Raw genomic sequence first — 12,604 nt, forward strand, 5'->3', positions numbered from 1 at the left:
TGATAACTGAGCAACAGGAGTACGCAATGAACAAGCTGGAAATGACCGAGGCCATCATGACGGCCAAAAGCAAATCAGGCATGGGCTGGGAGGATCTGGCCGGGAAGGTCGGGCTGGCGCCGGTGTTTCTGACCTCCGCCTGCCTGGGCATGAACAGCCTCAAGGCGGAGGCGGCCGACAAGCTGATCGATGTCCTGGGACTGCCGGGGGTGGTGTCCACCGCCCTCCAGCAGTATCCGCACAAGCGCTGGGATCAGGCCGTTCCCACCGATCCGGTGATCTATCGCTGGTACGAGATCGTCGGTGTCTACGGCGAGACCATCAAGGAACTGATCCATGAGAAATTCGGCGACGGCATCATGAGCGCGATCGATTTCTCCATGGATATCGACAAGGAGGAAAACCCGGCCGGTGACCGGGTGCGGGTCACCATGAGCGGCAAGTTTCTGCCCTACAAGAGCTGGTGAGCCGGTTCTGTAGTGGGCTGACGATTTCTAAACAGGAAACCCGATCAATTCGATTACCCCGTCATTGCGAGCGTAGCGTGGCAATCTCATACAGCAGAATTAATCGGTTAGAGATTGCCACGTCGCTTCGCTCCTCGCAATGACGGATTAATCAGATATTCATAAGGACAAACGGAGCACAACAAGCATGCAGACATCCATTTCCGGCAATTCCGGGTCCGGGTTCATTGTCGCCTCACTGGTCACGGCCGCCTGTGCAGCAGGTCCGGCGACGGCTGAAACCTTTACCGAAGCGCTCGCGGGCGGCAAGGTCAAGGCCGATCTGCGCCTGCGCTATGAGTCGGTCGATCAGGACAATGCCCTGGACTCGGCCGACGGCCTGACCCTGCGCACGCGCCTGGGCTACAACACCGGCGGCTACAAGGGTTTCGACGCCTACGTCGAGATGGAGAACAGCTCGGCGCTGATCGAGGACTTCAACAGCGGGCCCGGCGGCAACGGCAAGGCGGGGTATTCGGTGATCGGCGACCCGGACGGCACCGAGGTCAACCAGGCATATCTCGGCTACAGCGGCCTGCTGCCGGAGACAACCGCGAAGTTCGGTCGCCAGCGCATCATCCTGGACAATGCGCGCTTCGTCGGCAATGTCGGTTGGCGTCAGCGGGAACAGACCTACGACGCACTGCGCCTGACCAGTCAGGCCCTGCCGGGACTGACCTTCAATTACGCCTATATCGATAACGTGCAGAATATCTTCGGCGCCGATGTGGACATGAACAACCACATCGTCAATCTTGGCTACACCGGCTTCGAGTCGGTGACACTGGGTGCCTACGGCTATTTCCTCGCCTACAACGGTGGTGCCGCGGCGCGGGCGGCCTCGAGCCAGACGCTGGGTGCCTATGTCGATGGCGGTTATGATCTGGACGGCTTCAGGCTGCTCTACCGTGCCGAGTATGCCGAACAGTCCGACTACGAAGACGGCAGCAGCAACATCGATGCCGAGTACATGCATTTCATCCTCGGTGCGACGGTCGGCGGCATCACCGGCAAGATCGGCCATGAGGTGCTGGGCGGGGACAGCTTCAGCGGCTTCGAGACCCCGCTGGCAACCAAGCACGCCTTCAACGGCTGGGCCGATGTATTCCTCAACACGCCGGCGGCGGGACTGGAGGACACCTATATCCAGGTCGGCGGCAAGCTCATGGGGACGAAACTGCTGGCGGTCTACCACGACTACCAGGCCGAGCAGGGCGGTGGCGGCGATTACGGCACCGAGTTGAACCTGCTGGCGGCGAAATCCTTCGGCAAGCACTACAGCGCCGGCATCAAGTACGCCGACTATGATGCCGACGGCTTCGGAGTGGACACCGAGAAGTTCTGGGTCTGGGGGCAGGTCAGTTTCTAGACCACGCAGCTGAGCAGGGGGTGGCTTCCCCCTGCCTCAGTGCGAAGTATTGCTTCGCGCCGGGAAGTTTTCCTTCTGTCGTCTCAACTCCTTGATCCTCCTCATTATCCTGCCTCTGCAGCTGTCCGCTGGCTTCGCTGTGCCCCTTCTGTGTTGATGTAACGAGTTGATTTTTAACTCGACTGTCGGTGGCACGCATGATGCGTACTCCGTGCCGGGCGTGGCCGGATCTTCCGCCGCGTTTCAGCCCAACAACACTAAGGAGTGCGAGATGGCTACATTGAAGGACGAACTGACCCAACGTACCGAACAGTTTGATCACTGGGCCACGCGCCGGCGCTATGGGCCCGATGGCCCGAACAACCGGCGTCTGTGGGTGCTTGCCTGCATGGACGAGCGCCTGCCCGTGGATGAAGCGCTGGGGATACGGGTCGACACCCCGGTCGGCGGCGGTGATGCGCACTGCTTTCGCAATGCCGGAGGCATCGTGACCGAGGATGCGATCCGCTCGGCGATGCTGACCTGCAATTTCTTCGGAACCCGGGAGATCGTCATCGTCCAGCATACCCAGTGTGGAATGCTGTCCGCCAACGCCAAGGACCTGGAGGCGGCCCTGCGTGACAAGGGTGTGGACCCGGACAACCTGACGCTTGATCCCACTCTGCCCGAACTCAAGCTCGACAAGGGCGGATTCGCCAAATGGATCGGCATGATGGACGATGTCGATGTGACCTGCATGAAGACGGTGGAGACGTTCAGGAATCACCCCCTGATCCCGAAGGATGTCACGGTCAGCGGTTGGGTCTGGGAGGTGGAGACCCGGCGTCTGCGCGCACCCACCCAGGAGGCCGAGGCCCGCGCCCGCACCGATGTCACCTCCGGTCAGTTCGGTGTCAAGGACAAGCAGCCGGGACGCTGGAGTTGATCCGGTATCACCACCGATGAGGAAGATGGATCATGCCCCTTTACGACTATTGTTGTGACCGCTGCGGGTTGCAGTTCGAATGCCGCCATTCCCTGGCTGCGCCGCCGCCGCCGTGTCCGCACTGCGCCGGAACCGTGCATCGGATCCTGGTGTCCGCCCCTGCGGTGCATGGGCGCATGGCGCAGGGGCGGGAGCAGGCCGCCCGTTCGCTCGAGTCCCCGCGCCATGGCCCCGGCTGTCCCTGCTGTCATTGAATCAACCGCTGCAGTCCGGGGATGCGGCTGCGTCCCCGGCGCCGGGCGATCCGGTGAACTATAGTTGCAGGGACACGGATCGACCGCGGGAGGCGGGTATGTCAGGCAATTCCACCAAGCCACTGAATCCGGTGTCGTTTCTACAGGCCTTCATCACCCAGAGCCTGAAGGTCGGGGCGCGGGGCTGTGCCGATCCGGATGCCGGCATGAATCACTACATCGAACAGGTCGGGCTGGCCGCGAGTCATTGCCTGGAGGAGAGCGCGCGCACCACGCTCGGCTACCAGCAGGCAATTGGGCCGGAGCAATATGCCGATGTGATCATCAACCTCAAGAATCAGATCGGCGGGAATTTCTCGCGCGCCTCATCCGAACCGGGCGTGGTGCGCGTCGTGAACACGCGCTGTCCCTTCGGCGAGAGCGTGCGTTCCGCGCCGGAGTTGTGCCGTATGACGGCCAGTGTCTTTGGCGGGATCGCCGCACGCAATTTTGGTTATGCCAAGGTGGAGCTGCGCAAACGCATCGCCACCAATCATGACTGCTGCGATGTCTGTGTCTACATCGATCCGGAGGTCGCGCAAGACAAGCCGGGTGAGGAGTACCGCTGCGAGGGCCGGACCATTGTCTCGCGCTCGAACACGGCGCAGGTGCGATCCCGGATCGAGGCCAGGCTGCGCGAGACCTGGTGTCCCGAACCGAGTGCGAGTCGGGACGAGCAACCGCGCCTGCCGCCGTCGATCGTGGCTGAATCAGCGGCCATGCGGGCTGCGCTTGAGGCCGTCGAGATCGTTGCCCCCACCTGTGCGACAGTGCTGGTGACGGGGGAGACGGGGGTGGGCAAAGAGGTGATAGCGCGCGCCATCCATGCCATGAGTCCGCGCTCCGTCCGTGAACTGTTGGCGGTGAACTGCGGCGCCATTCCTGAGAACCTGGTCGAAAGCACCCTGTTCGGGCACGAGAAGGGCGCGTTCACCGATGCCTACAATGTGCACCATGGCTGTTTCGAGCGTGCCGATGGCGGAACCCTGTTTCTGGACGAGATCGACTGCCTGCCCATTCCCGCGCAGGCGCGATTGCTGCGCGTGCTTCAGGACGGACGCTTCGAACGCGTCGGCGGCCGGCATACGCTGCATGCCGATGTGCGCATCATTGCGGCGTCCAACCAGGATCTGGATCGTGCCGTGCAGCTGGGGAACTTCCGGCGCGACCTGTATCATCGCCTGAACGTGGTGCCGATCCGTCTGCCGCCGCTGCGTGAACGCATCGATGACATCCCGCCGCTGGTGCAGCATTTCCTGGGCCGCTTGTCGGAAAAGCACGCCATGCCGACGAAGACGCTCAATGACAACGCCTGGGCCGCCATCATGCAGTACGACTGGCCGGGCAACCTGCGTGAATTGGAGAACGGACTGGAACGTGCCTTCCTGTTCTCGCGCGGCCCGGTCATCGAGCGGGTGGAAGTGGCGGGTTCCGGAGCGGATTATACGTTTCGGGGTGCCATGGACAGTCTGAAGAAGGTGCGTCAGCGGGCGGTGCAGCAGGCCGAGTCCGAGTTCATCGTCGATGCGCTGAAACGCTACAACGGCAATGTGACGGCTGTGGCACGGGCGATGGATGTGACGCCGCGCGCTGTTCACATGAGACTCAGGGAACTGGGCATCAGCGCCGCAAAATTCCGTATGCCCGGCTGATTCCGGTCTCCTCCCGCCTCTGGTTTCATCCTGAAATCAACGTTCCCTGCGGTTGAACCTGTCGGGAAGTCGCCGGTCTATGGTGCATGATGCGCAAGGATGGTAACGTCATTGCGTCGTGATCCGGTCATTGCGAGCCCTGGAATCCTGATCATCATGATTTTCATACGTTCGGCGCTGCAGCGCGCCCTGTTTGGTTGTCTTTTTCCCGTCGCCCGAAACCTGAATCCATGTCCCTGAAACGCCGTATATTCCCGCTTCTGCTGCTGCTGGCGGCGGCCTGGCTGGCCGTGATGATCACCCAACGCTTGCTGCCGGGTGATGAGCCTGCCGAGGCCCGGCGCGACGGGCGGGGACCGGTGCCGGTCGAGGTGGCCCCGATCGAGCAGGGCCCGATCGCCCTGCGCCGGACCTTCACCGGGAGTCTGGATGCCAATGCCGAGTTCGTCGTGGCATCCAAGATCGAGGGCCGGATCGAGGATATCGGGGTGAGGCTCGCCGACAGCGTCACCCGCGGCCAGGTGGTGGCGCGGCTGGAGGCGGCCGAGTACCTGCAGGAGGTGGCCCAGGCCGAGGCCGATCTGGCGGTGGCGCAGGCCAACCTGACCGAGGCACGCAGCCAGCTCGCGCTGGCCGAGCGTGAGTTGAAGCGGCTGGAGCAGCTGCGTCAGCGCGGCATCGGTTCGGAATCGGAACTGGACGTGGCCCGCGCCGGGCAGCAGGCCCGTCAGGCGCAGGTGGAGGTCAGCCGGGCACAGATCACCCGGGCCGAGGCGGCGCTGGAGATGGCGCGTATCCGCCTGGGCTACACCCGGGTCACGGCCGACTGGAGCGGCGGCAGCGACACGCGTCAGGTCGCGGAACGTTTCCTGGACGAGGGCGAGACGGTGGCCGCCAACGCACCGCTGCTGCGCATCGTGGAACTGGATCCACTGATTGCGGTGTTCCATGTGCCCGAGCGTGACTATGCCCGGTTGCAATCCGGCCAGCGGGCCGAACTGTACACCGACGCCTGGCCCGGCGAGGCCTTCGGCGGCGAGATCGCGCGCATCGCCCCGGTGTTCCGGGCCAATGCCCGTCAGGCGCGGGTGGAACTGCGTATCGACAACCCCGGCCAGCGGCTCAAGCCGGGCATGTTCGCGCGTATCGACCTGGTGCTGGAACGGGTCGGGGAGACAGTCATCGTGCCGGAGGCCGCGCTGGTCCGGCGTGACGGCGGGGATGGGGTGTTCCGGGTCACGCCCGACGGGCAGGCGGTGGCCTGGGTCCCGGTGCAGCCGGGCATCCGCGAAGCCGGCCGGGTCCAGGTCGAGGGTCTGGTTCCGAATGGAAGCGTCGTGGTGCTGGGCCAGCAGCTGCTCAAGGACGGTGCCTCCATCCGCGTCGCCGACGACAGCGGGGTATCCGCAAAGTGAATCTGGCCCGGGCCAGCGTAAACCGCCCGGTCTTCACCACCATGGTCACCCTGATCGTGGTGGTGCTGGGCGCGGTGTCGCTCAGCCGGCTGCTGATCGACATGCTGCCCAACCTCGAACTGCCCACCGTCACCATCCGCACCGAGTACGAGGGCGCCGATCCCATTGTCATGGAACGGCGCGTGACCCAGATCGTGGAAGAGATCGTCGCCACCGTGCCGGGCGTGGAGGAGATGACCTCGCTGTCCTACGAAGGCCAGAGCAGCGTGCGGGTCAGCTTCGGCTGGGGTACCGACATCGACGCCGTGGCGCTGGATGTGCAGGCCACGCTCGAGGATGAGATCAGTGAACTGCCGGACGAGATCATCGGCCCGCGGGTGAGCAAGTTCGATATCGACAGCTTCCCGGTGGTGATTCTGGGCATCTCCAGTCCGCTGGATCCGGTGGAGTTGACCGAGATCGTCGAGAACCAGATCCGCTACCGCTTCGCCCGCATCCCGGGCGTGGCCCAGGTCGACCCCTGGGGCGGCTTCAACCGCGAGGTGCGGGTGGAACTGGACCCGGAACGCATCAATGCCCTGGGCCTGGCCCTGAACACCATCATCGATGCCATCGAGGACGCCAACCTGGACCGGCCCGCCGGCCAGATTGAATCCGGGCGCTTCGAACTCACGCTGCGCGCCCCGGCCGAGTTCACCAGCCTGGACGAGATCCGCGCCACCGTGATTGCCCGCCGTGACGGTGCCCTGATCACGCTCGGCGAGGTCGCCACCGTCACCGATACCTACGAAAAGCTCACCCGCATTGTGCGGGTCAACGGCGAGCGCGGCCTGCGTCTGGCCATCCGCAAGCAGGCCGAGGCCAACACGGTCGAGGTTGCCCGCCGGGTGCTGGCCGAGGCCGAGGCGGTCAACGCCTCCTTCCCGCAGATCCAGGTCATTCCGGTCATCGATCAGGGCAACTTCATCGAACGCGCCATCGCCAATGTGGCCAGATCGGTACTCTACGGCGGTGCGCTGGCGGTGCTGGTGCTGCTGTTCTTCCTGCGCGATCTGCGCAGCACCCTGGTGATTTCGGTGGCCATCCCCATCTCGGTCATCGCCACCTTCGCGTTGCTCTACTTCGGCGGCTTCACCCTCAACCTGATGAGCCTGGGCGGCCTGGCGCTGGGTGTGGGCATGATGGTCGACAGCGCCGTGGTGGTGCTGGAGAACATCTTCCGCCGGCGCCAGGAACAGGGTGACGACAACGAGACCGCGGCCGTGAACGGGACCGGCGAGGTGGCCTCGGCGGTGATCGCCGGTACGGTGACCACGCTGGTGATCTTCCTGCCGCTGGTGTTCGTGCAGGGGGTGTCGGGGGCGCTGTTCAAGGAACTCGCCTACGTGATCATGTTCGCGCTGTTCTGCGCCCTGCTGGTGGCGCTGAGCCTGGTGCCGATGCTGGCGTCCCGGCTGCTGCGTCGTCCGTCGCAACAGCCGGGCGAAGGCTGGACCGCGCGGCTGGCCGCGCGCGCCGGTGCGGCCTTCGCCACGCTGGAACAGGCCTATGTCGACTTCCTGTCCTTGGTGCTGGACCGACGTCTGCTGACGGTATTCGCCGCCCTGGTGCTGTTCGCCGCCAGCCTGCTGCTGCTGCCCTTCATCGGCAGCGAGTTCCTGCCGCCCAGCGACGAGGGCGAGGTGCGGGTAACCGGGGAGATGGAGGTCGGCACCCGGCTCGATCTGATCGACCGTCAGACCCGGCTGATGGAGGCCAGGGTCTACGCGGCCGTGCCCGAGACGGTGTCCTCGGTGGTCAGCGTGATGGGCACCGGCACCCGCGGCCGCGCCACGCCCAGCGGCGAGATCCGGTTGTCGCTCACCCCGGCCGCCGCCCGCGACCGCTCCAATGTCGAGATCGCCGAGGCCCTGCGCCGGGAACTCGAGGGGGCGGTGCCGGGCATGGACATCCGGGTGCGCGCCCCCCAGGGTCAGTTTCTGCTCGAGCGCATCCTGCGCACCGAACAGGGCATCACCGTGGAGGTGCGCGGCCATGACCTCGACACTCTCGCCCTGCTGGCGCGCCAGACAGTCGAGCGCATCGAAGATGTGACCGGGATCACCGATGTGCAGATCAGTCGCGAGGCCGGCATTCCCCAGCGCGAGGTCCGGGTCGACCGGGCCAAGCTCGCCGATCTCGGCCTCAGCCCGCGTGACGTCAGCGAACTGATCGAGACCGCGGTGGCCGGCTCGCGCGCCGGCGAATACCGGGTGGAAGGCAACAGCTACCGGATCCTGGTGCAGTTGCAGGATGCCGAGCAGCGTTCGCTGGACGAGATCCTCGACCTGACCCTGCTCACCCCCGACGGCGGACAGGTGGTGCTGCGCAACCTGGTCGACACCCGCAGCGGCACCGGGCCGGTGGCCATCGAACGCAAGGACCAGCAGCGCCTGGTCACGGTCAGCGCCAACGTGGCCGGCCGCGACCTGGGCTCGGTCGCCGCCGAGGTGCAGGACCGGCTGGCACAGATCCCGCGGCCGGTGGGCTATGACCTGATCGTTGCCGGCACCTTCGAGGAGCAGCAGCAGGCCTACTCGGAACTGATGACCTCGCTGCTGCTGGCCCTGCTGCTGGTGTACATGGTGCTGGCGTCCCAGTACGAGTCCCTGCGCGATCCGCTGGTGGTGATGCTGTCGGTGCCGGTGGCCGCCGTCGGGGTGCTGGTCACACTGTTCCTGACCGACACCACCCTCAACCTGCAGTCGGGCATCGGCTGCCTGATGCTGGCCGGCATCGTGGTCAACAACGCCATCCTGCTGGTGGACCAGGCCGGGCGCCTGCGCCGGGAAGGCCAGGCGACGCGGGCGGCCCTGCTCGAGGCCGGGCGCCGCCGCCTGCGCCCGGTACTGATGACCACCCTGACCACCCTCCTGGCCCTACTGCCACTGGCGCTCGGCATCGGCGAGGGCGCCGACGCCCAGGCCCCGCTGGCCCGCGCCGTGCTCGGCGGCCTGGCCGCCTCGACCTTGCTCACCCTGGCGCTGGTGCCGGCGGTGTATTCGCTGGTGCATGGGCGGGAGGATCGGGGAGCGGGAAGGGCGTGAGTCGCCCTGAAGCTGTTGGCTGGCTTTACGATTGATGTATTCTCCGTTCGTGTTTTTTATCTTTATGAATTCAAAGCATAAATTGAGTTATTGCCGGCATGCGGCAGTGACTGTCATGTCGGTTTGTCTGACATGGTTTTGTAGGTTGATATCTAACTGGTTGTTTTTGTTAGGCCAAAGAATTGGTCCAAGTCTTGCTCCCATTTCGGTCAATAATCAGACCAAGGGAATGCATTCCCAGACCGGAGGAGTCCCGATCATGCGCAATACCCCTCGAATTGCGGCCCTGGCTGTCATGTTGGCCGCTTTCAATGCCCCCCTCGCCCACGCCGCCTATTGCGACAGCACCTACAGCAGTACCGGACTGACGGTGCTGGAAGGCGCTACGGTGTGTTTCCTCTACGATGCGAATCAGGTCGATCCGCTGTACGGGACCCTTTCCGCGTCCGGTGACAGCATCTTCGCCACGCCGGTCAACTTCGATGCCTATGCCAGCGACGGCAGCAACACCCAGGTCACTGGCACGGGTACCGTCCAGGTCGTCGCCAAGAGCGGCTACGTGCTCGACGGCATCAATCTGGGCGAGACAGGCATCTATTGGATGGAAGGCAGCGGCAGCAGCGTCGACGTGGACGCCACCCTGAGGGTATTCGCCTGGGATGATCCAGTGCCCATGTTCGGGACCGAGGAGCTCTCCAGTCTGACACTGTCCGGTCCCCTTGATGACCGTACCGGCAACGACGATACCTGGGCGGCCTCCACGAGCGTTGATCTTACCGGCGCCCGCTGGGATGGCTTCGATCACGTGGGGCTCAGTCTGACGAACATCCTGACCGCCGACACACTGACCGCCGGTGAAAAGGCCTTCATCAACAAACTGGCGACGGGTGCAGGCGTCGATATCTCGGTCGATACCAGCGCGGTCGTTCCGCTGCCCGCCGCCGTCTGGCTGTTCGGCTCCGGCCTGCTCGGGCTGGCAGCATTCGCCCGCCGCCGCACCGGCTGATTTCCCAGATCAAGAGCGCCACGGACTACACGGAAAACACGGACAAGAGTAAATGCTGTTCACGTTGCCGGGCGCACAGCGCCCTGGCAACGCAGCAGGATTTTCCGTGCTTTCCGTGTAGTCCGTGGCGCTCTTTTCTTTTTTCTCACATCCGGTAACGCACATCCTTCCAGCTGCAGGCCCGGTCACGCCCCTGGCTCTTGCTGCAGTACAGCGCCTGGTCGGCCTGACGCAGCAGGGTTTCCAGCAGATCGCTCTGGTCCGGGGATTCCCGGCCGCCGAGACAACTCAGGCCGATGGAGGTGGTCACCCGCAGGGCGCCCCGGTCGGTGTTGAATTCCAGGTTGCGCAATGAATGGAGGGTGCGCTCGGCCAGGCGGACGGCGCCGTCCAGGTCGGTATCGGGAAGTGCCAGCACGAACTCCTCGCCGCCGAAGCGGGCGATGACGTCGCCCTCGCGGGTCTGGCCCTTGAGCAGGGCAGCGGTGACCTGCAGCACCTTGTCGCCCATGGCGTGGCCGAAGCTGTCGTTGATCTGCTTGAAGCGGTCCAGGTCCACCATCATCAGGCTGAACTCGCGCCGGTGGCGCACGGCATTGGCCAGCGCGGCCTGGGCCTCGGGAAAGAAGAAACGCCGGTTGTGGATGCCGGTCAGTTCGTCGACCACGGACAACTGCTGGTAGCGCCGCTTGAGTTCCTCGGCCTCGGTCAGTGCCGTACGCAACTCCTGCGTGCGCCGGGTGACCTCGGTCTCCATCTGGTGGGTGTAGCGCCAGTTGGCGATCAGTTGGCCGAGGAAGTTGGAGAACACCTCCAGCAGCCGCTCGTGGTGCTCGCTGAAGAAGTCCTGCTGGCCGTGAGAGACATTGAGCACACCGATCACCCGTCCCTCGACCGTGACCGGTATGCAGATCAGGGAGCCGGTGCGCTGCTCGGGGTCGGGATGGACGAATCGGCTTTCCTCCCGGCAGTTGCGGCAGTGCTGCAGGTTGCCGGTTTCCGCCGCCATGCCGATGATGCCTTCGCCGAGACGGAATCGATGCGGGGTCGGGTGTGCCGTGCCGGTGGGCAGCACCGTCTCCCGCCAGTCCAGACCGGTCCGGCAGCTGAGGCTGTCGCCATCCAGCAGGAACAGGGAGCAGCGTTCGAAGTCGTTGTTCTCCAGCAGGATGCGCATGGCGGTGCGCAGCAGGCTGGCCTCGTCCCCGCTGTCCTGCCGGCCCAGGTCGGACAGGGCGCGCAGGGCCGACAGATCCCCCACCAGCTTGATGCAGCGCTGGTTGAGTTCGGTGAAGGCGTCGCTGAGGGGAGTGGGATCCATAAGTATCGTGCGGGTCCTTAGGCAGGCGGCTCCTGGGTGCCGATCGATTCGGCCAGGGCCCGGTACTGGGCATCGTTGTGTCTGGCCTTGTGCATTATATCATCCAGCATCTCCTGGGTGAGGGCGGAAGGATGATCGCCGAAATCATCGAGTTGCAGTTGCGCCTGGTCGGGGTCGTCATACAACGCCTCGGCCGCACGGGAACAGATGGCCACGGTCTGCACCGCCAACTCGTAGCGGCCGGCCAGGTTGGGTTCGTGGCGGTACTGAATGGTATGGGTCACGCAGCGCGGCAGTTTCCAGCGTTTGCCGATGAGGGTGCCGGCCTGCATCTCGGTCATGGCCAGCACCTGGGACTCCAGTGTCAGCAGACTTTCCCCGGGGTTGGCCTGCTTCTGGCGGAACACGTCCGCCATGCGGCTGGGAAAGGCATGCACCAGGACCAGCTGCCCCAGGTTGTGCACCAGCCCGGCCAGGAACAGGCATTCGCGCAGATCGGTCTCCAGTTCCAGGTGCGGGCCGAGGGCATTGGCCAGGTTGGCGCTGACGAAGGCCCGGTACCAGTAGCGGCTGATTTCGAATTCCGGGCAGGCGCTGACGTCGAAGGGCTTGCTGAGTGCGATGCCGATGGCCAGGCCGCGCACGATGTTCAGTCCCAGCACCCGGGTGATGGCGTCCTCGACCTGGTGTATCTCGCGCTGGCGGGCGAAATAGGCCGAGTTGGCAATGCCGACGATGCGGGCGGCCAGGCCGGGATCCTGCTCGATCAGCCCGGTCAGGCGCCGGATATCGACATCCTCGCTGGTGACTTCCCTGAGCAGCTGGTAGGCCACTGCGGGGAGCGGCGGGAGATGCAGGATTTCCTGCAGTCGGCTATGGTGGGGGTCACTGGGTGGTCTTTCCATGACAGGCTCTGAGCAGTATTGGTAACTCTATGATTGTGTTTGGATAAGCATCGGTCGCTGGGCGAGAAACTTGAATCGCCTGTGGAATCAGCGGCCGGCAGTAAAATTAGTTAACTATAATACGCT

10 protein-coding genes are annotated in these 12,604 nt (G+C 64.5%); 8 read left to right on the top strand and 2 right to left on the bottom strand.

Annotated features, from left to right (window positions below; translation table 11 throughout):
• The first annotated feature begins 26 nt into the window (after nucleotides 1-26).
• The 8 genes from cynS (at nucleotide 27) to CFK21_RS04610 (ending at nucleotide 10,252) form a co-directional block, all read left to right on the top strand.
• Nucleotides 27-467: a cyanase gene (gene cynS / locus CFK21_RS04575; RefSeq protein ID WP_096365211.1), complete on the top strand. Its 441-nt coding sequence runs from the start codon at nucleotides 27-29 to the stop codon at nucleotides 465-467.
• Nucleotides 468-654: 187 nt separating this feature from the next.
• Nucleotides 655-1,875 (top strand): alginate export family protein, encoded by a 1,221-nt coding sequence (locus tag CFK21_RS04580; RefSeq protein ID WP_096365213.1) that lies wholly within the window; start codon nucleotides 655-657, stop codon nucleotides 1,873-1,875.
• A 271-nt stretch (nucleotides 1,876-2,146) separates the two neighbouring features.
• A complete protein-coding gene (locus CFK21_RS04585) occupies nucleotides 2,147-2,800 on the top strand; it encodes a beta-class carbonic anhydrase (RefSeq protein ID WP_096365215.1) in 654 nt (217 codons plus the stop codon).
• A 32-nt stretch (nucleotides 2,801-2,832) separates the two neighbouring features.
• Complete coding sequence (locus CFK21_RS15635) at nucleotides 2,833-3,054, top strand: FmdB family zinc ribbon protein (RefSeq protein WP_096365217.1); 222 nt, start codon at nucleotides 2,833-2,835, stop codon at nucleotides 3,052-3,054.
• 98 nt (nucleotides 3,055-3,152) lie between these two features.
• Complete coding sequence (locus tag CFK21_RS04595) at nucleotides 3,153-4,745, top strand: sigma 54-interacting transcriptional regulator (RefSeq protein WP_231971561.1); 1,593 nt, start codon at nucleotides 3,153-3,155, stop codon at nucleotides 4,743-4,745.
• Nucleotides 4,746-4,975: 230 nt separating this feature from the next.
• Nucleotides 4,976-6,160, top strand: coding sequence for an efflux RND transporter periplasmic adaptor subunit (locus CFK21_RS04600; protein ID WP_096365219.1), 1,185 nt, complete (start codon nucleotides 4,976-4,978; stop codon nucleotides 6,158-6,160).
• Entirely contained in the window at nucleotides 6,157-9,246 is a 3,090-nt protein-coding gene (locus CFK21_RS04605; protein ID WP_096365221.1) for an efflux RND transporter permease subunit, read from the top strand. The genes CFK21_RS04600 and CFK21_RS04605 overlap by 4 nt, the downstream gene beginning before the upstream one ends.
• Before the next feature lie 259 nt (nucleotides 9,247-9,505).
• On the top strand, nucleotides 9,506-10,252 hold the full coding sequence (locus CFK21_RS04610) for a VPLPA-CTERM sorting domain-containing protein (RefSeq protein WP_157745365.1): 747 nt from the start codon (nucleotides 9,506-9,508) through the stop codon (nucleotides 10,250-10,252).
• A 145-nt stretch (nucleotides 10,253-10,397) separates the two neighbouring features.
• Here CFK21_RS04610 and CFK21_RS04615 read toward each other — a convergent pair whose 3' ends face one another.
• Together CFK21_RS04615 and CFK21_RS04620 are read right to left on the bottom strand one after the other, a co-directional pair.
• Complete coding sequence (locus tag CFK21_RS04615) at nucleotides 10,398-11,573, bottom strand: sensor domain-containing diguanylate cyclase (RefSeq protein WP_096365225.1); 1,176 nt, start codon at nucleotides 11,571-11,573, stop codon at nucleotides 10,398-10,400.
• A gap of 17 nt (nucleotides 11,574-11,590) precedes the next feature.
• Nucleotides 11,591-12,478, bottom strand: a complete 888-nt coding sequence (locus CFK21_RS04620) for an HDOD domain-containing protein (RefSeq protein ID WP_096365227.1) — start codon at nucleotides 12,476-12,478, stop codon at nucleotides 11,591-11,593.
• Nucleotides 12,479-12,604: the final 126 nt, after the last annotated feature.

The organism is Thiohalobacter thiocyanaticus (assembly GCF_002356355.1).
GTDB classification, from domain to species: Bacteria; Pseudomonadota; Gammaproteobacteria; order Thiohalobacterales; family Thiohalobacteraceae; genus Thiohalobacter; species Thiohalobacter thiocyanaticus_A.

Coding starts and splice junctions, on each gene's coding strand:
- cynS (WP_096365211.1), top strand. CDS start 27: ATGAACAAGCTGGAAATGACCGAGGCCATCATGACGGCCAAAAGCAAA.
- CFK21_RS04580 (WP_096365213.1), top strand. CDS start 655: ATGCAGACATCCATTTCCGGCAATTCCGGGTCCGGGTTCATTGTCGCC.
- CFK21_RS04585 (WP_096365215.1), top strand. CDS start 2,147: ATGGCTACATTGAAGGACGAACTGACCCAACGTACCGAACAGTTTGAT.
- CFK21_RS15635 (WP_096365217.1), top strand. CDS start 2,833: ATGCCCCTTTACGACTATTGTTGTGACCGCTGCGGGTTGCAGTTCGAA.
- CFK21_RS04595 (WP_231971561.1), top strand. CDS start 3,153: ATGTCAGGCAATTCCACCAAGCCACTGAATCCGGTGTCGTTTCTACAG.
- CFK21_RS04600 (WP_096365219.1), top strand. CDS start 4,976: ATGTCCCTGAAACGCCGTATATTCCCGCTTCTGCTGCTGCTGGCGGCG.
- CFK21_RS04610 (WP_157745365.1), top strand. CDS start 9,506: ATGCGCAATACCCCTCGAATTGCGGCCCTGGCTGTCATGTTGGCCGCT.
- CFK21_RS04615 (WP_096365225.1), bottom strand. CDS start 11,573: ATGGATCCCACTCCCCTCAGCGACGCCTTCACCGAACTCAACCAGCGC.
- CFK21_RS04620 (WP_096365227.1), bottom strand. CDS start 12,478: ATGGAAAGACCACCCAGTGACCCCCACCATAGCCGACTGCAGGAAATC.